This window comes from Salipaludibacillus neizhouensis (assembly GCF_002886185.1).
Taxonomy (GTDB): Bacteria; Bacillota; Bacilli; order Bacillales; family Salisediminibacteriaceae; genus Salipaludibacillus; species Salipaludibacillus neizhouensis.
This window is the reverse complement of sequence record NZ_KZ614146.1, coordinates 3,593,991-3,619,275: the sequence shown is the minus strand read 5'-3', so window position 1 is coordinate 3,619,275 and position 25,285 is coordinate 3,593,991. Positions and strand designations below refer to the sequence as shown.

16 protein-coding genes and 2 pseudogenes are annotated in these 25,285 nt (G+C 34.6%); 15 read left to right on the top strand and 3 right to left on the bottom strand.

Going from position 1 to position 25,285, the window contains the following annotated elements:
• Positions 1–54 precede the first annotated feature (54 nt).
• From CEF18_RS16800 to CEF18_RS16775, 6 genes are all read left to right on the top strand, one after another.
• A complete protein-coding gene (locus CEF18_RS16800; RefSeq protein WP_110937529.1) occupies positions 55–465 on the top strand; it encodes an Lrp/AsnC family transcriptional regulator in 411 nt (136 codons plus the stop codon).
• A 270-nt stretch (positions 466–735) separates the two neighbouring features.
• Entirely contained in the window at positions 736–2,589 is a 1,854-nt protein-coding gene (locus tag CEF18_RS16795) for a beta-glucoside-specific PTS transporter subunit IIABC (protein ID WP_110937528.1), read from the top strand.
• A gap of 17 nt (positions 2,590–2,606) precedes the next feature.
• Positions 2,607–4,013 (top strand): glycoside hydrolase family 1 protein, encoded by a 1,407-nt coding sequence (locus CEF18_RS16790; RefSeq protein WP_110937527.1) that lies wholly within the window; start codon positions 2,607–2,609, stop codon positions 4,011–4,013.
• A gap of 37 nt (positions 4,014–4,050) precedes the next feature.
• Positions 4,051–4,929 (top strand): PRD domain-containing protein, encoded by an 879-nt coding sequence (locus CEF18_RS16785; RefSeq protein WP_110937526.1) that lies wholly within the window; start codon positions 4,051–4,053, stop codon positions 4,927–4,929.
• A 203-nt stretch (positions 4,930–5,132) separates the two neighbouring features.
• Positions 5,133–5,255, top strand: a complete 123-nt coding sequence (locus CEF18_RS16780; protein ID WP_110937525.1) for a SulP family inorganic anion transporter — start codon at positions 5,133–5,135, stop codon at positions 5,253–5,255.
• A gap of 1,187 nt (positions 5,256–6,442) precedes the next feature.
• Positions 6,443–7,840, top strand: coding sequence for a right-handed parallel beta-helix repeat-containing protein (locus tag CEF18_RS16775; RefSeq protein ID WP_110937524.1), 1,398 nt, complete (start codon positions 6,443–6,445; stop codon positions 7,838–7,840).
• Between the two features lie 221 nt (positions 7,841–8,061).
• Here the strand turns inward: CEF18_RS16775 and CEF18_RS16770 are convergent, their stop codons facing one another.
• Both CEF18_RS16770 and CEF18_RS16765 read right to left on the bottom strand, forming a co-directional pair.
• The gene (locus CEF18_RS16770; RefSeq protein WP_223292341.1) at positions 8,062–9,576 is read right to left on the bottom strand and encodes an IS1182 family transposase; all 1,515 of its coding nucleotides are present in this window, start codon (positions 9,574–9,576) and stop codon (positions 8,062–8,064) included.
• Between the two features lie 652 nt (positions 9,577–10,228).
• Positions 10,229–10,441 (bottom strand): annotated as a pseudogene (locus tag CEF18_RS16765) (tyrosine-type recombinase/integrase); the annotation flags it as partial.
• A gap of 262 nt (positions 10,442–10,703) precedes the next feature.
• On the opposite strand from CEF18_RS16765, the gene CEF18_RS16760 reads away from it, so the two are divergent.
• The 7 genes and pseudogenes from CEF18_RS16760 to CEF18_RS16730 all read left to right on the top strand — a co-directional run bounded on the left by CEF18_RS16760 (position 10,704) and on the right by CEF18_RS16730 (position 18,522).
• Entirely contained in the window at positions 10,704–11,771 is a 1,068-nt protein-coding gene (locus CEF18_RS16760; protein WP_110937523.1) for a LacI family DNA-binding transcriptional regulator, read from the top strand.
• A 201-nt stretch (positions 11,772–11,972) separates the two neighbouring features.
• Positions 11,973–13,298 (top strand): sugar ABC transporter substrate-binding protein, encoded by a 1,326-nt coding sequence (locus CEF18_RS16755; protein ID WP_110937522.1) that lies wholly within the window; start codon positions 11,973–11,975, stop codon positions 13,296–13,298.
• 72 nt (positions 13,299–13,370) lie between these two features.
• The gene (locus CEF18_RS16750) at positions 13,371–14,252 is read left to right on the top strand and encodes a carbohydrate ABC transporter permease (protein WP_110937521.1); all 882 of its coding nucleotides are present in this window, start codon (positions 13,371–13,373) and stop codon (positions 14,250–14,252) included.
• Positions 14,253–14,267: 15 nt separating this feature from the next.
• Complete coding sequence (locus CEF18_RS16745) at positions 14,268–15,137, top strand: carbohydrate ABC transporter permease (protein ID WP_110937520.1); 870 nt, start codon at positions 14,268–14,270, stop codon at positions 15,135–15,137.
• A 71-nt stretch (positions 15,138–15,208) separates the two neighbouring features.
• A complete protein-coding gene (locus CEF18_RS16740; RefSeq protein WP_110937519.1) occupies positions 15,209–16,672 on the top strand; it encodes a glycoside hydrolase family 32 protein in 1,464 nt (487 codons plus the stop codon).
• Positions 16,673–16,684: 12 nt separating this feature from the next.
• A pseudogene (locus tag CEF18_RS26565) lies at positions 16,685–16,795 on the top strand (ROK family protein); the annotation flags it as partial.
• Positions 16,796–17,178: 383 nt separating this feature from the next.
• Complete coding sequence (locus CEF18_RS16730; RefSeq protein ID WP_110937517.1) at positions 17,179–18,522, top strand: NosD domain-containing protein; 1,344 nt, start codon at positions 17,179–17,181, stop codon at positions 18,520–18,522.
• 422 nt (positions 18,523–18,944) lie between these two features.
• Here CEF18_RS16730 and CEF18_RS27255 read toward each other — a convergent pair whose 3' ends face one another.
• Positions 18,945–19,178, bottom strand: a complete 234-nt coding sequence (locus CEF18_RS27255) for a DDE-type integrase/transposase/recombinase (RefSeq protein ID WP_110937516.1) — start codon at positions 19,176–19,178, stop codon at positions 18,945–18,947.
• 270 nt (positions 19,179–19,448) lie between these two features.
• On the opposite strand from CEF18_RS27255, the gene CEF18_RS16720 reads away from it, so the two are divergent.
• Both CEF18_RS16720 and CEF18_RS16715 read left to right on the top strand, forming a co-directional pair.
• Positions 19,449–21,965, top strand: a complete 2,517-nt coding sequence (locus CEF18_RS16720) for a GH39 family glycosyl hydrolase (protein ID WP_110937515.1) — start codon at positions 19,449–19,451, stop codon at positions 21,963–21,965.
• Between the two features lie 523 nt (positions 21,966–22,488).
• Positions 22,489–25,239, top strand: a complete 2,751-nt coding sequence (locus CEF18_RS16715) for a glycoside hydrolase family 3 N-terminal domain-containing protein (RefSeq protein WP_110937514.1) — start codon at positions 22,489–22,491, stop codon at positions 25,237–25,239.
• Positions 25,240–25,285 lie beyond the last annotated feature (46 nt).

Sequence of the window (25,285 nt, the reverse complement as noted above, 5' to 3'; positions counted from 1 at the left end):
GATTAAATAAAGTCTTTTGCACGTTTTACTTTATTAATGAAAGGAGTTAGATAAATGTTAGATAATACGGACATGCTGATCTTACATGAACTATCCAAGAACAGTCGGCTCACAATGAAAGAATTAGGTGAGAAAGTCCATTTGACTGGTCCAGCTGTTTCAGCTAGAGTGGCAAAATTGGAGGATAGTGGAGTGATCGAGGGTTATACCATTAAAGTTAACCAAGTTAAATTGGGAAATTCTATACATGCATTGATCAACATTTATACAAAAAGTGCTTATCATGTACCTTATTTATCATTTATAAAAACATCAGAAAACTACATAATCAATAACTACAAAATTAGTGGAGATAGCTGTTACCTCCTCGAGTGTACATTTCCTTCTAATGAACAATTGGATGAGTTTTTAAAGGGCTTGAGCCATTATGTAAACTATAAATTATCAATTGTTATTAATAAATAATCAAAGAAGTGAAACCGTATATAGATAAAGGCTTTAAGGAGATTAGAATGTTAAATTTACCGCTTGCATTCTATATGTAAATGCAATATAGTGATAGTAACAAAATGAATATAAAATCAGGACATGTTACTGGTAATGCAGGCAGGATCCATAAGGACGATATAATATCTACAAGGATATTATATTGTTTTTAGGGATCCTGTCTTTTTTTGTTAGCTTATTTTCTCGGCCGAAATGTAAGCGCACAATAAAATAAAGGGGGAAAATAAAATGAGTTTCAAACAGACTGCAACTGACATTTTAAAGCATGTTGGTGGTGAGAGCAATGTAATTCACTTAGGGCATTGTTCAACAAGATTACGTTTTACACTTGTAGACGATAGTAAAGTAAATATAGAAGAGCTTAAAAAGGTCAATGGGGTTATAGATATAGTTAATAAAGCGCAATTCCAAGTCATAATTGGAAATGATGTTAATGAGGTTTATAATGAACTACAAAAACTGGGCAACTTTGGGAATGATAAAAGTAATAGTAAAGTAACGAACAAAGGTAAGCGAAAAATGGGCGCTATATTCCTAGACTTTTTAGTTAGTGTTTTTCAGCCATTAATTCCACCAATGGCTGGCGCGGGTGTTTTAAAATCGATATTGCTATTATTATCGGTTCTTAATCTGATTGATGAGAATGGGCAGACGTATATTATCTTAAATAACATTAGTGGTGCAGTTTTTTACTTTTTACCGATATTCGTTGCTATTACCACAGCACAAAAATTGAAAGTTAATCATTTAGTTGCTGCTGCAGCTATGAGTATACTTTTATTTCCTAATATGACAATACTTTTAGCTGAGGGAGCAAGTCTTTTTTCTATACCACTAACAAATGTTAATTATGCATCGCAAGTATTCCCTTCTATATTAGGTGTAATTTTTTATGCATACATGGAAAGATTTTTCACAAAGGTTTCACCGAAGCCAATTCGCGTTTTCTTTGTGCCAATGATGGCATTGCTATTAACAGTACCAATGACATTATTATTTATAGGACCAATAGGATTTCAACTTGGAACATTATTAACAAATGGTATTTTATCCATATACGGTACAACAGGTTGGATTGCAGTAGGTCTTCTTGCTGCTGGTCTTCCATTTATGATAGCTACGGGTATGCATAAAGCGTTAACTCCATATGCAATTAACTCAGTAACTTCACTTGGAAAAGAAATGTTATTCCTACCTGCATTATTAGCGCACAATATGTCTCAAAGCGCTGCGTGCTTTGCGGTGGCTTTACGCACTAAGGATACGATTCTAAAATCAACAGCAGTGGCTTCTGGAATTTCAGCGTTATTTGGTATTTCTGAGCCTGCACTTTATGGTATAACATTGCAGAGAAAACGTGTACTGATTGGTGTTGTAATATCTTGTTTAATAGGTGGTTTAAGTCTTGGTATTTTAGGAGTAGCGGGATCTGTAATAGTAAGCCCTAGTGTTGCAAGTATTTCAATGTTTGTAGATCCAGCCAACAGTAAGAATTTCATTTTTGCATTAGTAGGTTTATTAATATCTTTAATAGTATCGTTTGGAATAACTTTTATTTCATGGAAAGATGATAAGCAACAAACTAAAGATCCAATAAATAAAAAAGCTACGAGTACAGTAGGAACAATTAATATTAAGCAACCTATCGAGGGGAAAGTGATCCCTTTGTCCGAAGTAAGTGACGATGTTTTTTCAACCAAAGTTATGGGAGAAGGAATTGCTGTCATTCCTTCAACAGGAGAATTATACGCACCAGTCGGTGGGGAAATTAAAATGGTATTTAATACGAATCATGCATTGGGATTGGAAATAGCTAACGGAATTGAATTATTATTCCATATTGGTATCGATACAGTCCAACTAGGTGGAAAGTATTTTGAATCTCATGTGAAGATTGGAGACAAAGTGAAAGCTGGCGATCTTCTAGTGAAATTTGACCTTAACAAGATCGTCGAAGAAGGATATGATCCGACCACAATTACTGTTGTTACTAATAAAGATCAATTCACAGTAAAAGTTGCTGATTCAAAAGCTGTTAATAATAATGAGGCTTTGATGCTTGTAACTGCTGTAGAAAACTAAATTGGAGGAGAATAAATATGAGTAAAGGATTTCCAAAGAATTTTCTATGGGGTGGAGCCACAGCAGCAAACCAATGTGAAGGTGCTTACTTGACAGATGGTAAAGGACTTAGTACTGCAGATGTAATGTCGGCAGGGAATCTTGAAAGACCAAGGGAAATTACGAATGGGGTAATGGAAGGAAAGTATTATCCAAGTCATGTTGCTGTTGATCATTATAATCATTTTGAAGAAGATATTGCGTTATTTGCAGAAATGGGGTTCAAATGTTATCGTTTGTCAATTAATTGGACGCGTATTTTTCCAAATGGTGATGATGAAAACCCCAATGAAGCAGGACTAAAACATTATGATCAGGTATTCGATACGTGTAAAAAATATGGAATTGAACCTTTAGTAACGATCTCACATTTTGAGACTCCACTCGGGTTACTGAAATATGGTTCATGGGAGAATCGTAAAGTCATCGATTTCTATATGCGCTACTGCGAAATAATTTTTAAAAGATACAAAGGAAAAGTCATATATTGGCTTACTTTTAACGAAATAAATGTCATGTCAACAAAGGCTTGGATGGCTGGTGGAATCAATTCTGATGATGAACAAGTAAGAATGATTGCCGCATATCATCAATTTTTAGCTAGTGCCAAAGCTGTTCAATTGGCTCACGAAATTGATCCTAATAATAAAGTTGGAATGATGTATGCTGGACACTTTGCTTATCCAAATAGTTGTGATCCAGAAGATATTCAGACAAATGTTGACTTTATGCATAAAATGTTGTTTTATTGTGATGTTAAATGCCGGGGTTATTATCCGGCATATAAATTAAAAGAATTTGAACGTAAAGGTATCATCTTACCTATTCAAGACGGAGATAAAGAAGTATTGCTGAAAGGAAAAGTTGACTTCTTATCCTATAGTTATTATTTGACTCATGTGGTAGGCAAGGAAACAAGTTTAGAATTTAAAGGACTTAATGGTGTTAAAACAGGTTACAAAAACCCTTATCTTCCAACAAGTGAGTGGGGATGGGCCATTAACCCTATGGGACTTCGCTATTCATTAAACCTTTTATATGACCGTTATCAAATACCTCTAATGATTGTTGAAAATGGACTAGGAGCAATTGATAAAGTTGAAGAAGATGGTAAGATCCATGATTCATATCGAATTGATTATTTAAGAGAACACCTTAAAGAAATGAAAAAAGCTATAGAGGTTGATGGTGTTCCTGTCATGGGTTACACAATGTGGGGACCAATAGATTTAATTTCAGCAAGTACAGGTGAAATGGAAAAAAGATATGGCTTTATATATGTAGATGTCGATGATAATGGATACGGTACATTCAAACGTATTAAAAAGGATTCCTTTTACTGGTATAAGAAGGTAATTGAAAGTAATGGAGAAGATTTGGATTAGCAATCCAGATCTTCCCTAGTAGAAAGGTGATTACACGATGATAACAATCAAAAAAGTCCTAAATTCTAGTGTCGTATTAGCAGAAAATGAACAAAAAGAAGAATTTATTCTTTTAGGCAAAGGAATTGGCTACGGACAAAAAACTGGTAATATCATTGAGGAACACCAAGCTGAACAAATGTTTATACCAATAGAGAATATCAAAGTGAAAGAGTTCCTTGGGATATTGGATACTATTCCTCCAGAGCTTATAGAATTGACCCAACAAATTGTTCAATATGCGGAAGAAAAACTTAACGCTAAACTCAATACTAGTATCTATTTTATGTTAATGGATCATTTAAATTTCGCTGTAGAAAGATATAAAAAAAATATCAATATCACCAACCGAGTATATTGGGAAATTAAAAATTATTATTCCGAAGAATTTAAAATTGGGGAATTTGCTCTAAAGCTTATGAATGAAAAAATACAAATCGATTTACCAATTGAAGAAGCAGCAAATATTGCATTCCATTTAATTAACGCTCAAGAGGAAAAGAAGGAGTCTCAAAATGGTATGAGGTTTGCTAAAATGATTGGAAGTATTGTCAACTTGGTTCGATATACTTTAAATATCAACATAGATAATGAAAACATTCATTATACTCGATTTATAACCCATGTTAAATTTTTTGTAGAACGTTTCTATTCAGATAAAATGCTAGATGATAAAGATAATGCATTATTTGAGCAACTAGCAACGTTGTATCCACAGGCGATGGATGGGGCTTTTAAAATTAAGGATTATATCAAACAAGTTTATGGGAAGTCTATTCCAAATGAGGAATTAGCGTATCTTGCAGTGCATATACACAGATTAATTAATTATAATAGTCTGGATAAAATTAAGAAAAACAATACTCACCTTAAATAGAAAAAGGTTTCATTTGATAGGTAAAGTCACTAACTAAATCTTTATCTTATCAATCACATGGTCATATAAACCAATATGGTGTAACATGAGTTTAATAGTGAGCGAGGAGTTGTCATATGACAACTCCTATTACTTATTGCGCTGATGAAAAGACATGTGTGAAGTGTTAGATTTAGTAATTAAGTTAAAGAAAGGAAAGAGCTATGTTAACAGAATCTTTAAGAAAGCATAGTAATACAAATCTAAAGTGTGATTTGATTGCTGGTTTAACATTATTCGTCATGCGGGTTCCTCAGGGGATGGCATATGCTATGCTGGCGGTATGATCGCATTATCGATCGTGTTTGTCCGCTCAGCGGAAGAAGAAAACTCGAAGGATCCTGCGGTGATGTAAGCGCAATTCTCATGCCTTAACAAAACATAGACATTTACTTCATAGTACAACGATACAATTCAGCAGAAAGAATCTTCAACAATCAGGCGCTATTGTTGAATACTCTAAAGTGAAAATTTCAGATGCGCTCTTGACTAAAAGGTGACAGTTATTTTTTAAAGGTTTATAAAATCGTTCTATAACCTTTTTATACGTAAATTTATAGGTTTTAGACACATCCTAAAAGTAAACCTTTATAAACAGATAATAAATTCATTAATTTATAATTATTGGCTTCGTATTAAAAAAGGTACAATTAATAGATATATGAGTTAGTAGTACCAAAATTTGACCGAATGAAAAAACAGGTAAATCTCCGCCTCTTGTCGAATTTAGATATTATGAAGTTATGAAAGGAATATCTAAATTTCTCAACGGCTTATTGGGCGAAACAAGGACTTGTTACGAACTATACTGTCGCAGAATTCAATCTATCTAAAACATCGACACTATTGGTATTTAGCTATCCTTGAGTGATAAAGAAACTCCATATGTGAAGTCACATTTAAGGATCAATAAAATAGTATTCCTTCCAGATTAGGTATTTGCTAACCAATTGTAACCGTCAAGTAGTTTTGAAGGTTACTAGAGGGCGGCATGATGTAATAAGCCGTTCCAACCCTTGATATGATTGGGTTTTTGAGTGAGATGAGAGTAAAATGCTAACAAAAAGGTTTTTAATAGAGGCTTCTCATAAGTTGAGTAAACTTTTGGGAAGCTTCTTTTTTTCATTTCTTGTGTTTTAGGATAGCTGTCAAATAAACTTTTTCACATTATATAACCTCAGAAACCTGCAATTATTTTTTGAAACTACTAATCGAATGACCTTAATCGAATGAATTTGCATAAGTTTATTTATTTGTATATAGGGTAAATAGTTTATAGAGTAACAAACTTCCTTTGTAAAGCCAAGAAAATTAAATACTAGCAAACAATCGATTAAAATTGGAATTGATTCCCATTTTAATCTAACAAGGAAGAAAGTATAAAAGCTTTCCTCCTTACATAAGTGCAGCTAAGGTAATCGACTTAGTTTACTAATAATACTTATAAACAATTATCAGGAGGAACATAGGGATCATGCAAAAGTTTTTATTGATATTAGTTGTGTTGACCTTGTGGGTTATCTATCCTGCAAATTCAATTGAAGCTAAGGTAGAAATATATACTATTACACCAAACAGCGATACATATAATGGGGAATTTATGGGTGATTCAACCTACAATAAGCATACGAAACACTATTATTTAATTCGTTCATATCTTGAACAACTTGAAGAAACAGGTGGAGGCACACTCGTATTAGAAAAAGGAACTTATACGGTGTCAAATGTATTGTTCGTACCTTCAGATGTAACGATTAAACTAGAAGATGGTGCAAAGATTGTAAATGGAAATGAAACTGGCACATCTCAATTCGATGCTGATAAATCAATTTTCCAATTTATCCGCCCCTCTCTTGGAAAAGAAGAAGGTGTCTATGGCAAATACAATGGTGAAAAAAACATCTCCATCATTGGATCAGGTACAGCAACAATTGATTTGAATTTCGAAAAGGATGGTATTGCTATCATTGCCGGCCATAATCAAAATATCAGAATCAAAAATATTAATTTTCTAAACATGTATTCCGGCCATTTCATTGAGATTGATGCAACGAAGGATGCTGTTATATCCAACAATAAATTTATGAATTCAATAGCTTCATCAACTGAAATCAAAGAAGCGATCAATATTGATACTCCTGACAAGCTAACGAATGGCTGGAGCTCTAAATGGAGTAAGTTCGATAAAACACCTAACTCCAATATTTCGATAGATAGCAATATTTTCTATGACCTAGACCGGGCAATCGGCACACATAAATATTCCGGCGGAAAATATCATGATCACATCATTATCAGGAATAATAAAATTGAGAAAATGCGTCAGGATCCCATTCGGGTATTGAACTGGAGTAATGCAACGATAGAAAACAATACATTTAAAAATGTAGACCCTGGTGAAAATAACGCTAACAGGGGGATTATGGCAAGTGGTGCCATCAACCCTACCTTCCAAAATAATGTGTTTGAAGATATACCGCGGTCAATGCAATTTACAGCTTGGAAAAACAGTAATTCTGGTTCTGAGTATGATGTAACATATAATGAATTAAGTGAGGAAAATAAAGAAGCTCTTTCTACAAATACCGTTATTAATTATGTAGAGGGTTTTATCCGTATTAATCCTAAATATAAAAAATACGATAAAGAACATACTGAATTTATACCCGTGAAAACAGCGCAATCTCCTGTCTTACCGGAAGAGGACTCAGGCTATCCAGAAAAGAAGGATTTTATGAAACAAAATACAAATAAGGAATGCCCTGAAAATACATTCAGCTTTTATGAAAATCTGTTTCACACGAAGATGCTACTGTTATATTTTCCAAACCATTGGAACATGAATCACCGGGAAATGTGCCAAAACATTTAAGTTTATAGTGTTGTAAATAATAATTATCTCGATGCTGGACAAGTTGCTTTAGCATCATTTAAACCACCTATCGTTTAACTTTATTTTATGCTAACATTTTGCTAACGCAATCTCATGAAAAACGGTAAATCGCCGTTAAATATGTTACAGTCAACAATATCCAAAACCTTGATTTACCGCACTTTTTGCACACATCGTTAAAGATATTATACACCCTCAGCTTACGTCAGTCTGTCTAACAATTGCTTATTTAAGCAAGCTATAAAGCGGGATTTATACAATTTTACTCGAATAAACCTTGTGCATAGAAATTTTCTGCGAGCTCGGTCTCTGAAGAGACGTAAGAGCTCCTTTACTCCCTTTATTTTAATTACTCTCTTGAAATTATAGGCAAGACAAATTAGATTGGTCTCAGTGTTTACTGATTCCAACCCTCGTGTTAAAAAGTATGTATAGCCCCAGTGACGTTTCATCGTCCCAAAAGGATGCTCAACTATCGCACCTCTTTGCTTATAAATATCACTTTGACTACGTGTATTTTTCGTAATCTGTTCGATTACTTCCTCATCCTTTAATCTAGTTATCGATCTTCCTCCTTTGGCAGAGGTGCAGGACTCTTTTTGTCCGCAAGTATCGAAGTTTGTGCAAGTGTAACGTTTATACTCTTTCCCATTCTGCTTTCCGTTCCATTTGAAAGGTAACTCATAACCCAACGGACAAATATATCTATCGTTTATGGTATCGTATGAAAAATTCGTTCTATCAAATCCGTTGGCTAGTTTGTTTTGTTTTCCCTTTTGCGACTTAATTAAGAGTTCGGTGCTTTCATCGACAACATCAATGATTTCAAGGTAGTTATAATAGCCTGTATCGGCCAGAACCGTGGTTTTTTGATTGTGAAAGGTCCCCTTTGTTTCCTTCACCATATTGGACAATTGCCCTTGATCGTTGACATCATTGACAGTATCACAGTCCACAATTAGTTTATACTTGCTGTCCACCGCAGTTTGAACATTGAAACAAACTTCATGCTTCCCGTTATTTTTCATTGATTTGGCGTCTGGATCGGTAACACAAAGCTGTTTTTCACCTGTTTCCTTGAGTTCTTGTTTCATTACCTGCAGCTCGTGAATTCTTTCTTGATAAGCCTCTAACCTTTCTGTGATTTCTTGCTTTTTTTGGCGATTGTCCTCTGTTAAAAAGTCACGCAAATATGAATCGATTTTTTCATCGATATGCTCTAGCTTTTTACTGATAATATTCGCATTAAAGTGTTGTTTTTTAGAGCTGTTCGCCTTTAATTTTGTGCCGTCAATTGCGACGATTTGACCATCGACTAACCCGAAACCTTTTAACATTAAGGTGAACTCTTTAAACAGCTTTTTTATTGCAGTTTTGTTATTCTTCATGAAAGCAGATAGAGTGCCGTGGTCAGGCTGGAGCTTGCTGATTAGCCACATTAGTTCAATGTTTCTATTCGTTTCGGTTTCCATTTTGCGAGAGGAACGAATGCCATTCATATAACAGTAAAGATAGAGCTTAAGTAAGTCTTCTCGACGATAAGGCTTTTGCCCAGCTTTGATGCCCGAATATACTTGAAATCCCAATTCCTCTAGGTTCAAACTATCGATGTAAGCATCGATAACTCGGACAGGATTTTCTTCATTTACAAAGTCGTCCAACGTATTTGGCAGTAAATAAATTTGATGTCTATCTTCACCTACAATATAAGGCATACACACTCATCCTTTGATATAGAGATTCGACAAAAGGCATCCATTTTCATGCAAAAAAACAAAATTTATTAATAATTGTTAGACAGACTGACGGGCGGCATGATGTAATATAAGTTTTATAACTTTCTTATATCAAAGTTCGTGAGGAATGATAGTTTAAAACCAAAAAATATTAGTAAATAAGTTTTTTAGAGAGGTTATCCATTAAGTTTCCGAACTTATTGGAAGCCTCTTTTTAAAATGTCCAACCATGTTTAGAAGGAATAATAGTTCAATAGATATATCTGACATTATAAAAACCCAGTGGGGATTAAAGAAAATGACCCCGGCTCAATAACGGAGTCATTTACTAGCTGAATAGGTCGCCTGATATATCCAATATGCTTTTTGATTTGTTAATTTTATACTTTCACAACTCTAGAAGGTTGCTAAACATTTTTTGTTTTCCTTACATATCCATTAAAGTTATCGATACTTACTAGACTTAAGTTGACCCTTCTTGTTTAGAATGCTCTAATATTTTGTTGCGATATTCTTGGCTTTTACAGTTGATGAAGTACTGCTTCCTGCTTCTCTTTTGGCAATTACATAAAGGTTACACACTCAACAACTATTTTTTTAGTCAAACTACAACTGTATTATTCATAATCTTCTACTTTCCACTCAGTTTTCCAATCCAAATAGTTTTGTTATTTGTTGGATTATAGTAAGTTATATAAACACGTAATGTAAGTTCAGTATAATCAATATCAGACCACCTCAGAGCAATCATTTCACCAATCCGTAAGCCAGTATATGCTAACATAGTAAAAGCTAGTAGATCCCCCTCTAAGCCTTCTTCCTTAGCTATACTTAAAAACTCTTCTAGTTCTTCTTCAGGTTAAGGGCTAAGGTTTTGTAAGAATATATCCTTCAGATTAACTGAAATATAGGTTCTGTTAAAAAGAGTAACAATAAAAATAACTAGTATGGCCATAAGATTGAGTGGATAATAGATTCCTTTATAAAAAAATGAAAACACTTACAAAAAAGTATTGACATGAAATTTTATTTAAAATATAATAAAATTAATATAAATGATAAGTTAATCGATTAACTTAGAACAACAAACGAAATTTGGTGAAGATATGAAAAGTAATAAAAATGTACGTATTAAAGATGTTGCTGAAAAAGCCGAAGTTTCTACTGCAACAGTGTCACATGTGATTAATGGAAATAAATATGTATCAGAAAAAATAAAAAATAAAGTAAATAAAGTGCTAAAGGAACTGAATTACCACCCCAATTCTGCAGCAAGAAGTTTAAGAAGTACTAAGACAAATACAATAGGATTTATAATTCCTATAAATAGTGAGGATACCGCTAAATCTTTTTTTATGTCTATTGCAGAAGGGATAGAGGAAAAATTAAAAAGCAGGGGGTATAATTTAATATTAAGTAATTCAAAAGAGGATCCGGAACAAGAATTAAACCTTATAAAAATGTTTAATACTCAAGTTGATGGATTAATATTGGCACCGACAAATGAAAACTTTAAAGGTATAAATGAAACAATTGATCATAACTTTCAAATTGTTATGATTGATAGATTGCCTGTTGGTTATAAGGGAGATTATGTTTTAGTAGATAATTTCCAAGGAACTTATGAAGGTATCAATGAATTAATTAAATCTGGTTTTAAAAAAATTGGCTTTTTAAGTTCTGGATTAGGAATAACTACTTCTAATGATAAATTTGAAGTAAATGAAGAACTATCAAATAATAGAATATATGTTAACCCCAATAATGAAAGATTTCAAGCATACAAAGTTGCTCTATCAGATAATAAAATAAGTTTTAATCCCGATTATGTACTATTTGGCGAATCCTCTTTTCAATCAGGGTACGACCTGGCTAAACAACTAATTTCAAAAGAGATCGATGCTATATTTATAGCAAACAATATAATGACTATGGGTTCCATTAAGTTTATTCAAGAACAAAAGTTAAAAATTCCAGATGATATCGGAATTATTGGATACGACAACTCTGATTGGACAGAAATTATTTCCCCACCTCTGTCAGCAATTAAACAGCCTGCATTCGAAATAGGGGTGCAAGCTGCAGAATTAATTCTAAATAAAATACAAAAACCTACCTCAGACTTTCAGCATATTAAATTAAAGACTGAAAATCTAAAAAGATCATCCTATTAATTTTTTTTAGATCTCAGTTAATCGATTAACTGTATAGCAAATTTGTACAAATGTCATACCAAGCGAAGGAGGTGAATTTAGTAATCGTAAGCAATAGATAATTTAAATTTATGGAGGGTTTATTATGAATGTATGGAGTCCAAATAGCCCATTAGGTGGGTTACCTTTTATGAAAGATGCAATAATAATGGAGGTATTAATATGAAAAAAATACTATTAATAATTGGTAGTTCATTGCTTGTTGCGTTGGTATCTGCTTGTGGTTCAAATAATGAAGTCAGTAATGCAGGTAATAACACAAATCAAAGTAGTAGCGATCAGACATTAACCGTTCTTGTTGAAGGTGGTAGTCCAGCCCAAACAGTTGCAGACCTGACAAAAGAAGAGTTCGAAGAAAATACTGGCTATGAGGTTATCATCGAGTCTGTACCATATTCAGGTGTATACGACAGAATGAGAACAGAATTAACGTCTGGTGCGGGTGCATTTGACGTTGCGACAATTGATACGATTTGGTTACCGGCACTTTACCAAGGCTTAGAGCCAATTCAAGAGGAGATAACTGATGAAATGCAGGACGATTTATTCCCTGGTTTAATCGACGGTGCTTCAATGGATGGAAATGTTTATGGGCTTCCTACTTGGACAAACTCTAAAATTCTACTCTACAGGGAAGATTTATTTAATGACTCAAATAATCAAGATGAATTCCTAGATGAATTCGGGTATGAGCTTTCACCTCCGGAAACTTGGGATCAATATAAAGATGTAGCCCATTTTTTCGGTAATAATGAGAATTACCCTGAACTATACGGTACCAGTGTTTTTGGAGCGACTTCAGGTGACTCAGTGGCTAGTTGGTTAGATCACGTCGCTCAAGCTGGAGCGGAAGCCTTAGTGATTAATGATGCTGGTGAAGTTATTGTTAACGACGACGACCATGTAGCAGCTTTAGAATTTCTTAATGATTTAGTGAATGAGGAAGGTGTAGTTCCAGAAGGGGTTCTGGAAACAGCTTCGGCGGAAACATCAGAATTATTTTATAATGGTAATTTAGCAATGATGTTAGCATGGGGGCATTTCTTTGTTCCTTCAAATGATCCTGATACATCAGATGTGGCCGGGGATGTAGGTGCGGCTCCAATGATTGCAGGGGATGGTGGAATAGGTGTTGTCCCTGGACCTTGGTATCAGGTAATTCCATCTTCATCAGAGAAAAAGGACATTGCTAAAGAATATTTGTTATTTTTGTACGAAAACAATGAATTGTATGCAGATGCTCTAGGGGTTGCTGCTAGACAGTCAGTCTTTGAAGAGTATGGTCAACAAGAGGAGTATGCACATTTAAACGAGTTAGCTACTACATTAAACGGAAAACAAACTCAAAATAGACCGTCAACGGAAAAATGGGAAGAAATTGAAAGCGAAGCCTTACTTCCAGCAGTTCAGAATGTATTTAGTGGTTCGCAAACACCACAAGAAGCCTTAGATGAGGCGAAGGAAATAATTGAAGGAATAGTGAACTAGAGATAACTAAATTTAAATGGGTAGGGGACCATCCCTATCCATTTAAAAAATATTATCGAAGTGAGTGATAGTATGACAAAAGAATCGAGAGTTTCCATTTATTTTTTTGCTCCTGCAGGAATTTTTATGTTAGTTTTTTTGTTCTTTCCTGTAGCCTTGCTAGTTAGAGATAGTTTCTTTGAAATCGATATGATTGCTCAAGGTAGAGGTACATTTGTCGGTTTGAGTAATTACATTGAGGCAATAAGATCTGAAAGATTTATTGATACAACAACGAATACGCTCATTTATGTAGTAGTAGCAGTAGGTTTCGAATTAGTACTAGGATTATTTTTTGCTTTGTTATTGAATACTGCTTTTAAAGGGCATGGTATTGTAAGAACAATAATGCTAGCTCCGTTAATGATAGCCCCTTTAGTAACAGGTTTAATTTGGAGATTCATGTTAAATAACCAATTTGGAATAGTAAATAAGTTACTCTACGATTTTAACATTACTTCAAGTAGACATGCAATTCAATGGTTATCAGATGAGAGGTTTGCTTTACTGTCGACAATAATTGCGGATATATGGTTAACAACTCCATTTATGATGTTAGTTTTATTAGCCGGACTTCAAGGGATTTCTAAAACACTATATGAATCAGCAGATATTGATGGGGCGAATAAAATACAAACATTTCTTTATGTGACGCTACCTTCGCTGTTTCCAGTAATGATTGTTGCTGTGCTAATTCGGACCGTTGATGCTGCTAGAACCTTTGATATCGTATGGGTGTTAACACAAGGGGGACCATCGAATTCATCAGAGGTATTAAGCACTTATATGTACAAAACACTTACTAGATATGGGCAAGTTGGAGAATCAAGTGCAATGGCAGTAATATTCATTATTCTCTTGTTAGCAATAAGCTCATACTTCTTAATAGCAATGTTCAAGGCTAACAAGAAATAGAAAGGAAGATATAAATTGAGTCAACCTAATGCAGGAATTTCTAATGAGAATACGCTAGGAAGACTATTTAAGAAGAATAAAACAATTATTGGTTTAATTACCACTGTCCTAGCGCTACTATTTATTAGTCCATATATCTATATAGTCTTGACATCTATTAAACCTTCATCAGATGCGATCAGTCCATCACCAACATTTTTTCCGCGAGAATTATCATTAGAAAACTATGTCACCATGTTTAATCAGATGCCAATTGCAAAATATTTTTTCAATAGTTTTATTACAGCTTCAATTAGTACAATATTAGCTGTTTTCTTAGGAGCGCTTGCGGCATATGGACTGTCTAGGTTTTCTTCGAAAACAGGGAATATATTTCTCCTACTTACATTGTGTGTTCGAATGGTTCCAATGATCAGTATAGCGATACCAATGTACATTATCATTAATGGAATGGGGCTAATTGATACTAGAGTAGCTTTAATTATTACTTATACGGCCATCAATGTTCCTTTTGCAATATGGCTCATGATCGGATTTTTCAACAATATCCCAAAAGAATTTGATGAAGCAGCTAGAATAGATGGGTGCAATATTTTTACGGCATTTATTAAAGTGATACTTCCTGTATCTCTCCCTGGATTGGCTACAGCGGCAATATTCTGTTTTATGTTAGCGTGGAATGATTTCTTATTTGCATTATTACTGACTAGCACCAATGCCAAAACGGCGACTGTGGGAATTTCAGAGTTTTTGACAGCATATAATTTGGATTTGGGTCCGATGACAGCTGCCGCTGTAAGTTTTAGCTTACCGGTAATGATTTTCTCAATTATAGTTCAGAGATATATTGTGAGTGGTATGACGCTAGGTGCTGTAAAAGAGTAATAATTATTTTTAGAATTTAGAACAAAGTATGAACCCAAGACAAAATTAAACAAACAGGAAGGAGTTCTATAATGATATATCATGAAAAAGAAATACAAAAAGCCAATAATATTATTAGCGAGTTAAGTAAAGAGACGCAAAAAAGTCAGTACAGGTTGAAGTATCATTTTATGGCACCTACGGGTTGGATTAATGATCCTAATGGTCTGGTATTCTATAAAGGTGAATATCATATTTTTTATCAACATGATCCTTATAGTCCAGAATGGGGTCCAATGCATTGGGGGCATGCAAAGAGTCGAGATTTAGTTAATTGGGATCACCTGCCAATCGCTTTAGCTCCTTCCGAGGAATATGATTATGGAACAGTTAATGATCATGGTTGTTTTTCGGGTAGTGCTATTGTGAACAATGATCATTTATACCTGTTTTATACTGGTCACTCTATTGAAAAAGATCCAGTGCAAGTTCAATGTGTTGCGACGAGTCAAGATGGAGTAAACTTCAAAAAGTATGAGGGGAATCCCATAATTAATGACTTTCCGAAAGATGGAACAAAGGATTTTCGCGATCCTAAAGTATGGAAATATGAAGAATTCTTTTATATGATTGTTGGCTCAAAAAAAGAAGGAATAGGAAAAGCTCTCTTATATCAATCTAAAGATCTTTATGAATGGAAGTATGTAGGAGTTGTAGCGGAGAGTGATGGAACTCAAGGAGATATGTGGGAATGTCCAGATTTATTTTCATTGGATAATAAGGATGTCCTTATCATCTCACCTATGTACGGCACAAAAAATGAGAAACCATTTTATACCATTGGTAATATGAGCTACAAGACTAAACAATTTACCCAAGGACTAGTAAATACCTTAGATTATGGTTCTGATTTTTATGCACCACAAACTTTCGTAGATGATAAAAATAGACGCATTATGATTGCATGGATGGACATGTGGTTTTCACATAGACCATCTCAGAAAGAAGGATGGGCTGGTGCGATGACTTTCCCTCGTGAATTGAAGGTCATTGATAATAAATTATACCAAGTACCAGTAGATGAAATAGAAACTTTAAGAGAGAACTTGAAGGATTTTCAATCATTTCAATATGAAAATGAATATATGATAGATCCTCAACTATCTGTATCGTCTGAGATTCATATTGTCTACGATATCGCACAAAGTACATCAAATGAGTTTGGTTTATTTGTTCGGTCAAGTGAAGATGGTCACGAAAGAACGAAAATTATAATAGATATAATGAAACAAGAAGTCCTTGTGGACCGCAATTTATCTGGAACTGGTGAAAAAAGTGTTTCGCGAGCTCCTGTTTCATTTGTAAATGGAAGATTAGAATTAAGAATATTATTAGATACAACTTCAATTGAATTGTTTATAAACGGGGGGGAGCAAGTTATTACAAAGCGAATCTTCCCAAATCTAAACAGCAATTTATGTAAGCTATTTGCATCAGCAGGGAAAATGAAAATTGAAGACCTTAAAGTATGGTCAATCAAAAAAGTAATAGATTGAGGAGGAAGAAAATTGTTAGGAGGTATAGAGGCAGGAGGCACAAAGTTTGTATGTGCAGTTGCAGATGAAGACTTTAACATTATCGATCGTGTTTCGTTTCCTACAACGATTCCTTCGGAGACATGTTCCACGCAGGACCATTTACTTCACTCAATCAGAAGTCAATTTGAAAAGCTTTTAAGCGGATACGTTTCAACACCAGATCTTACAAGTTATATTGTTTCACCAGGTTTAAAAGGTGATGCAGGTATTGTCGGTGCGTTATTATTAGCAGAAAAAGTAAAGCAAAGGAAATAAATTGCATAAGGTAAGTTGAAAAGGGGGGGCATTGTATGAATAAAAATTATTCAACCCTTTTTGCTCTTCCAATACTCAATAGAGTCGTAAAGTTCATTAACTACTTCTTTAATTTGAAGGTACCTTCGAAATATGGTAATAAAAGAGAGTGTGTTTGTTCATTGTGATTAATATGAACAAACACACTAAATTGATAGGAGAATTTATTTATGGCCAGTAAAAATTATTACGACGTAACAGAGTGGCCTGTCGGTAATCCGTATGAGGATATTGGTGAGGTAATCAATAGCATTATAGCAGATATTAAAAGTAGGCAAACGGACACTGATGTGAATAAAGGTGGAAAACCGGGTGCGGTTATCTATATTCCACCGGGAGATTATCATCTTGGCAGTCAAGTAGTTATAGACATCAGTTATCTTAAAATTATGGGTTCTGGACACGGGTTTACATCTTCGAGTATTCGTTTTAATATTTCTGAAAATGAATGGGCGGATTTGCATGAATTGTGGCCGGGAGGAAGTCGCATACTCGTAGATATTCCCCTAGAAGTGAATGACGAGGAATATAAAGGAGCTGCATTTTATGTTGAACGAAGTGGAAATCCCCGAATAAGTTCGGTAGAGTTTTCTGACTTTTGTATTGATGGTTTGCATTTTATTGAAGATGGTTCAGGAGAAACAAATCCGGAAAACACATACACTAACGGGAAAACGGGTATTTATGTTGCAAGTGCTTGTGACTCATTTCGGATTACAGGCATGGGGTTTGTGTATTTAGAGCATGGAATTACTATTTATCATGCAGATGCACTGACTATACATGATAATTTCATAGCTGAATGTGGTAACTGTATAGAACTACGAGGTTGGGGACAGGCTTCAAAAATAACTGATAACTTGATAGGAGCCGGTTTTAAAGGATATTCAATTTACGCTCAAAATTTTGGTGGACTTTTGATTACAGCGAATAATGTTTTTCCACGAGGTGCGAGCAGTATCTATTTTGATGGTGTGACACGTTCCAGTATCACAAATAATAGACTTCATTCATTTTATCCAGGAATGGTGGTATTCAGGGATAATTGTTCGGAAAACATGGTTTCATCAAATCACTTTTTACGTGACCATGAACCTTGGACTCCTTTTCTGGGAATAGACAATGGTTTAGATGATTTGTATGGTCTCCTCTATATCAGTGGCAATAAAAATTCTGTAATTGCTAATCACTTTTCTGAAGTAATTAATACTCAGAACATCAAGCCGGTAGGTGCAACACCTGTAATCATACGTATTGTTTCGGGTAATGGAAATTATATTTCTAATAATCATGTTGTTGCCACGGAGGTTCATGCCAAGATAAGTGATTCTTGTTTCTCTGCGCAAGTCGACGCTTTGTTGACTACCGAAGCGTCAGAGACGCTTACCGTAACAACAGTATTGGTAGAAAAAGAATCGTTTCAAAATACGATTCTTGATTCGGGAAGTGATCCACAGGTTGTTATGGACAAGACTGTAAATGCATTCAGAGCCACTCCAACGCCAGGAGCATAAATAATATATTCAACTATGTTTTTGTGGTAGTTTTTGCTCCAAAGTTTCAATTGAAAGTCGGACACTTGAATTATTTCGTTTGTCATTTAATTTTGGGGGTGCTTCCTAGCGATGGAAGTGCCTCTTTTTATAGTGTTTCCCATATTTGGGTAAATGCCAATAAAGTAGACAGAAAAAAGGAATGTTTCTTTAGGAAGACTGCCACAAAATGTCTTCTTTTAAGTTTGGAGAAAGCATGACAATGGCAGAATGAGGTCTTCTAGGATTATAAAACCCTTCAATATATTCGAAACAAGCCAGTTTTACTTCTTTTTACGATTAAGTTCTTCTTTCTTCATATATTTGAAAAAAGGTTCTATTACTGCATTATCCCAGGGATAAGCGAGCTTTGAATAAGATGGAACGATGGCTAAATGGTCTTGTCATTGACGGAGTTCAGAAGAAAGGTACTGTGAGCCTCTATCTGAATGGAAAATCACGGGAGAACTTGGATTCCTTAGCGTAACAGCCCTTTTCAACGTATCACAAACAAGTTTAGTAGTCATTGAATAAGAGACATTCCAAGCAATTACTTTTCTAGAAAAGACATCAAAAATCACACAGAGATAAACTTTTGAGAGGCTTCTTTTTTGTTCACAGAATTTATAAGATGACAGCTATCTTTACGCCACGCGTATCAAGGGAAAACCACCCTTGACACTTAAATGATGGTGGCGAAAGATACGCTGTATTTAATAAAAGACGCTACGCGTTTTTCTTAGAGTGCCGAGCAAGCGGTTAATTGCTAAATGGTGATAGTCCGATCTGATGAGTATAGTACATCTGGAAGTTTAAAAGTATTAACTTTATCTAAACCCATGGAAAATTGTTTAGATATTTTTTTTGTGCTAAAGTATTGATAATTGTGGGGTAGAGGACGGTGAAGTATGCGTTATCAATATGAGCTAATAGATTATCAAGTTGATTTACCAATTAATATTTTCACACATGCAGTAGAAAATTTCCCTTATCATTGGCACGAAGCAACTGAAATCCTTTTCGTGCTTGAAGGTGAATTGGAAATCAGGGTTAATCAAGATAACTTCCATCTGAAAATGGGTGATATTTTTCTTGTAAATGACAATGAACTTCATTTTATCAACTCTAAGACAGTTTTTGGTAAAACACAGGTATTGGTTTTGCAATTTGATACCAGGTATTTTAAGAAGCTTGGAATTGATGTAGAACAAAAAAGATTCTATTTGAACTCAAGTGACGTTGAAGAAGGATCTATGTATGTCTTAGATGAAATAAAATATCTCCTAGCCAATATGATGGATCTGATATTGAACAGGAAAAAACTTTACCATCTTAAGATTAAGATCATGTTATTAGATCTTGTGGTCATTCTTCTGGAGCATTTTGAAGTGCCTGCAAAAACAAAGAAAAAGCGAATGGAAGATGATCAAAGACTGGTAGAAATACTTCAATATATGAATGAACATTGTATCGATGCACAAATCGGATTGCAGGATATTGCAACAGAATTTTCATTAAATCCACAATACCTGTCCAGATATTTCAAATCAAATGTGGGAGTATCTCTAAAAAAATACTTAGATAATATGCGCTTAAACAAATCATTGTTTACCTTACGGACAACGGATGAAAAGGTTACTGAGATAGCTCTTAAATCCGGTTTCCCAGACAGTAAAGCGTATTATAGAGTCTTTAAGGAAGTATTAAGGATAACGCCAATACAGTATCGAGAACAATTTCGAATGGAGCTCAAAAAAGGCATCATGGAGGATTATTTGAGCATCAACAGCAAAGAATCTTTCGTAAATCTATTCAAACATCTTGATCGTAAAAATCTTAGCGGGTTCCCAATAGATAAAAAGGAAACCAAAACAATTGATGTTGCCAAATCCTTGAAAAAAATTAATCGTTCCTTCACTAAATTATTGACCTTTGGCTTTGCACCTCATGCCCTGAGAAAGGATTTTCATGATCAATTAAAACAGATTCAGGGCGAAATAGGGTTCGAGTACGTTCGATTTCATGGGATTTTTTCAGACCAGCTCTTAGTATATAACCAGAAGCCGGATGGATCCTATTATTTTAATTTTAATCACATCGATTCCCTTTTGGATAATTTGCTTAATGCCGGTTTAAAGCCTTTTATTGAAATTAGTTTTATGCCATTAGATTTAGCAAGTACTGAAGATAAGATATTTTGGTGGAATGCATATGTATCGCCTCCAAAGGAAATGGATCGATGGCTGAAATTACTGGATACTTTCTTCAGACATTTGATTAATCGATACGGACTGCAAGAAGTGAGAACTTGGTATTTTGAGTTCTGGAACGAACCGGAAGTTCAATATTTTTGGAGCGGAACAAGACAAGAGTTTTTTACCTTTTATGCTGAAAGTTATAGATGTATTAAATCAATTGATTCTGAAATAAAAATTGGCGGATTTGGAATTATTGACTTTACCGAGCATCAAAATTGGTTAATTGATTTTGATACTTTTGTTAAAAATGAAAAGGTTGGCGTCGATTTCTTCTCTTTTCATGTTTATAATCTATCCAGAAATCCTTTGGCTGAATCGGACTTATTAAAAACATTGAGTGGTATTGAAGTAACAGGAGACGTTATACAGAAACTAGCTGAATCTGGTGCCATCATGCTGGGAGATGAACAAAATTTTTCAACAAGTATTGATCATATCATTGATAAGATCAAAGGATTGACTTCACTAACTAAAGAACTATGGATAACGGAATGGAACGCAAATAGTGAAAGCAGGGACTTGGTACACGACACATGTTATATGGGTGCCTTTATCATTAAAAATGTAATTGAAAACAATGAAAAAGTAACAGGGATGGGTTTTTGGACATTTACAGATATATTTGATGAGTTTCAATTGGAGCAGCCGTTATTCCATGGAGGATTTGGACTCATGACCTATAATGGAATCAAGAAGGCAGGGTATCATGCATTCTTCTTCTTAAGCAAGCTCGGTGAAAATCTAGTTTTAAAGGAAGAAGATATGATTGTTACAAAAAGGGGCGAAGATTACCAGATTCTCTTATTTAATTACAGTCATCCAAATCAATTATACAGAAAATTTGATTATTCACAATTGTCCCCAACTAGCCGCTATAAGGTATTTGAAAATGAACGTGTTAAGTCATTTCAACTAAATTTAGAAGGCCTGCATGGGGAGTATATAATCAAGAAGCTGTATGTCAACAGGCAGCAAGGGTCTTCATATGATGCTTGGGTAGACATTGGAGCACCAAATGATATGGACAATGATACGATCAACTATATTAAAGGAAAGGCAGAACCAGGAGTGAAAATACAGCATGAATATGTACAAAAAAGTTATAACTTGGAAACATCTTTACAGCCGCATGAAATACAATTGTTTGAGATCAAGCGCCGTTATTGATCAATGTTGAATAGGTTAGACAATCCTGTACATCTAAATAAAAGAAATGGACGTTGCCATAATTATGGCAACGTCCATTTCTTTTATAGAAGTCAATAATCGGAATAGCATTTCTAAAATAATGGAATGTATTCGATTGAGTTGGATTGTATATTGGAGTTAACGAGTAGGAAAGTACTCTATCAAAAACCATTAATTAATAATTAAAAGGCGAGAGGGGACAGAAAAGGAATAGGATTGAATGTTGGATCAAGTGTCGCTAAATCTACAATAAAAGTGATGACAGCGAACATTGAAATACGATAAAAATGGAAACGTTGTCTTTCTTCTTTAAGAAGGGAAGATCCATATAATGCTAAAAATCTATATTTGGTTGCGTTGTAAATTACAATGGTAAGTTCTAAAGTAAACGTTTGATCATGAACGTTTCCAGTAAAACAACGCTTTAAAAACATTTGCAACAAACGATTGCTGGATATTCTTTGAAATAAAAGTAAATAGCAGAAAGTTGGAGGGGCACATCATGATTGAATACTTTAAAAAAAGAAAAAACAAGAAACAAGAAATATTACGACGTGTGAGGGAAGATAAAGCAAAGCGTAAAGAAAGAAAGCAAGAAATTGCAGCTTTGCCAGAATCAGAACGAAAGAATGAAATTAAAAGCGATAAACTTTTGCGAAAAGAGCAGAAACAACAAAGAAAAGAAGAATTGAAATCGTTAAGCCGTAAAGAAAGAAAAGTAGCAAAAAAAGAAACTAAAATCTATAAAAAATTAAAAAATAGACCAAGACGTATCACGGGCTGGTCAGTTGTTGCTGCACTGATACTAATTATTGGTGTAACAATAGGGCCGAGAGTTACAAGCGTACTTGAAAACGTGACTGGTAAACATATTACGATTGAGACAACAGGTGCAGAAGCTGACGAAGCCAGGGAAGCTGCTGATGATGTTTCAGAAGAGATTGCAAATGAAGGATTAGTATTATTAAAAAATGAAAATAACTCCCTGCCATTAGCAGATAAAAAAATGAATGTATTTGGTTCTGATGCATTTACTTTTAAATATGGTGGAGGTGGTTCTGGTGCATCAGACCAAACTCGTGCTGTGAATTTATTTGATGCGCTTACGAATGCAGACATTGAATATAATCAGGAATTATATGATTACTATGCGGGATTACCAGAATTAGAAGCAACGACAGGGAATTCGGACACTGGAGTTGTTCAAGTCATTAAAGGAATGTTAAGTAGTGATGATGAGGTAGATGGTGAACCAGATGTAACGGATGCTGCATTAGCCCAAGCGAAAGAGTACTCTGAAAATGCAATGATTCTTATTCAAAGTGAAGGTGTAGAAGCATCAGATGTAGGTTTAGATGATTTAAAGTTATCAGATGAAATGCATGACTTAGTTGGAAAAGTAGCTGAGAACTTTAATAATGTAACCATCGTTGTAAATGCTGGTAATACTTTAGAATTAGGGTTTGTTGAGGAATATCCAAGTATTCAGTCTGTTGTTTGGGTTGGAACACCTGGACCATTTGGAACTAATTCCCTTGCTAAAGTTTTGTCAGGAGAATTAAATCCTTCTGGACGTATTACGGATACGTATGTTTATGATATTGAATCTTCACCAGCTAGTGAAAATTTTGGAGACTATCAGTATGAGAATTTAGATAAAGCTTACATTAATTATGAAGAAGGAATTTATGTAGGGTACAGATTTTATGAAACTTTCTATCAAGGAAATGAAGAAGGCTACAATCAAACAGTTCAATTTCCTTTTGGATCCGGTCTAAGTTATACAACATTTGATTGGAATACAGTTAGTGAACAATTAAACAGTGATTCAATTGAATTACAAGTAGAAGTGACAAATACAGGTGAAGTAGCTGGAAAAGACGTAGTTCAAGTTTATTATTCTGCTCCTTACACACCAGGAGGAATTGAGAAGTCTGCCATTAACTTAGCTACATTTGCTAAAACAAAATCACTAGAACCAGGAGAGTCTGAAGTATTAAGTATTAGTTATGATACAAGAGACATGGCTTCTTACGATATGGCAAATGAGAATTATATTTTAGAAAATGGAACATACCAAATTAAACTTGGTAAAAATGTTCATGAAATTGATAGTACACTGAACTTTGAATTACCTGAAGATATTGTGTACGAAACAGATGCTGATACAGAAACAGAATACAAAAATCGTTTTACTCAATCAGGAAACGAAATAACAGTTCTTTCTCGTAACGATAGGGAAGGCACATATCCATCAGATCAAGATGATTCAAAAGTTGCAACTGATAAAGTTATCGAAAGAGTTCAGGGACATGAATATAATGATGATGTAGAAATGCCTACGACCGGTGCTGACAATGGTCTAAAATTGGAAGACCTAAAAGGATTAGATTATGATGATCCTTTGTGGGGTGAATTTTTAGACCAATTGACTGTAGATCAAATGACAGAGTATGTATCAGAAGCTGCTTATCACACAATAGCAATTGATGAACTTGGTATTCCAAACACAGTATTAATGGATGGACCTGCTGGTTTTAGTTTTTTCTTTAAGCAATTTGAAGCAGGTGCTTACCCAACGGAAATCGTCGTGGCATCGACTTGGAATGAAGATTTAGCATACGAGATGGGTAATGTTATTGGCCAAGAAGCAGAAGCTTACGGGATTCACGGATGGTACGCTCCAGCTCTTAATATTCATCGTACGCCACGAGGTGGAAGAAACTTTGAGTATATGTCAGAAGACCCTGTACTAAATGGTATGATTGGTGCAGGTATGGCGAAAGGCGCTCAAGACCAAGGTGTTACAGTATTCATGAAACACTTTATAATGAATGAGCAAGAAACTAATGCACGCTCTGGGACTCTAATATGGTCTAATGAACAAACGATGAGAGAAATTCACCTACGTCCTTTCGAAATGACTGTCAAAGAGGGGGATGTAACTGGTGCAATGTCTAGTTTCTCTTTCATTGATGGGAAATGGGCAAATCCTGAATTACTAAATGGAATTCTTAGAGATGAGTGGGGTTTTGAAGGTGTAGTATCTTCAGATGCAGTGTTCGGATTTATGGAAGCACCACAAGCTGTTACATCGGGTAATGATTTAATGTTAGATATTTTATCGGTTCCAAAACAAAAGCAGCTTTTAGAAGAAGCATATGAGGAGCACCCAGAAGCGATTACAGTTGGACTGCGAAATAGCATGCATAACTCACTATATGCAACACTTAAAACTAACATTTTTAACTAAAAAGTATTATTTGATATATAGAAGGCGGCCTAAGTTGCCTTCTTAC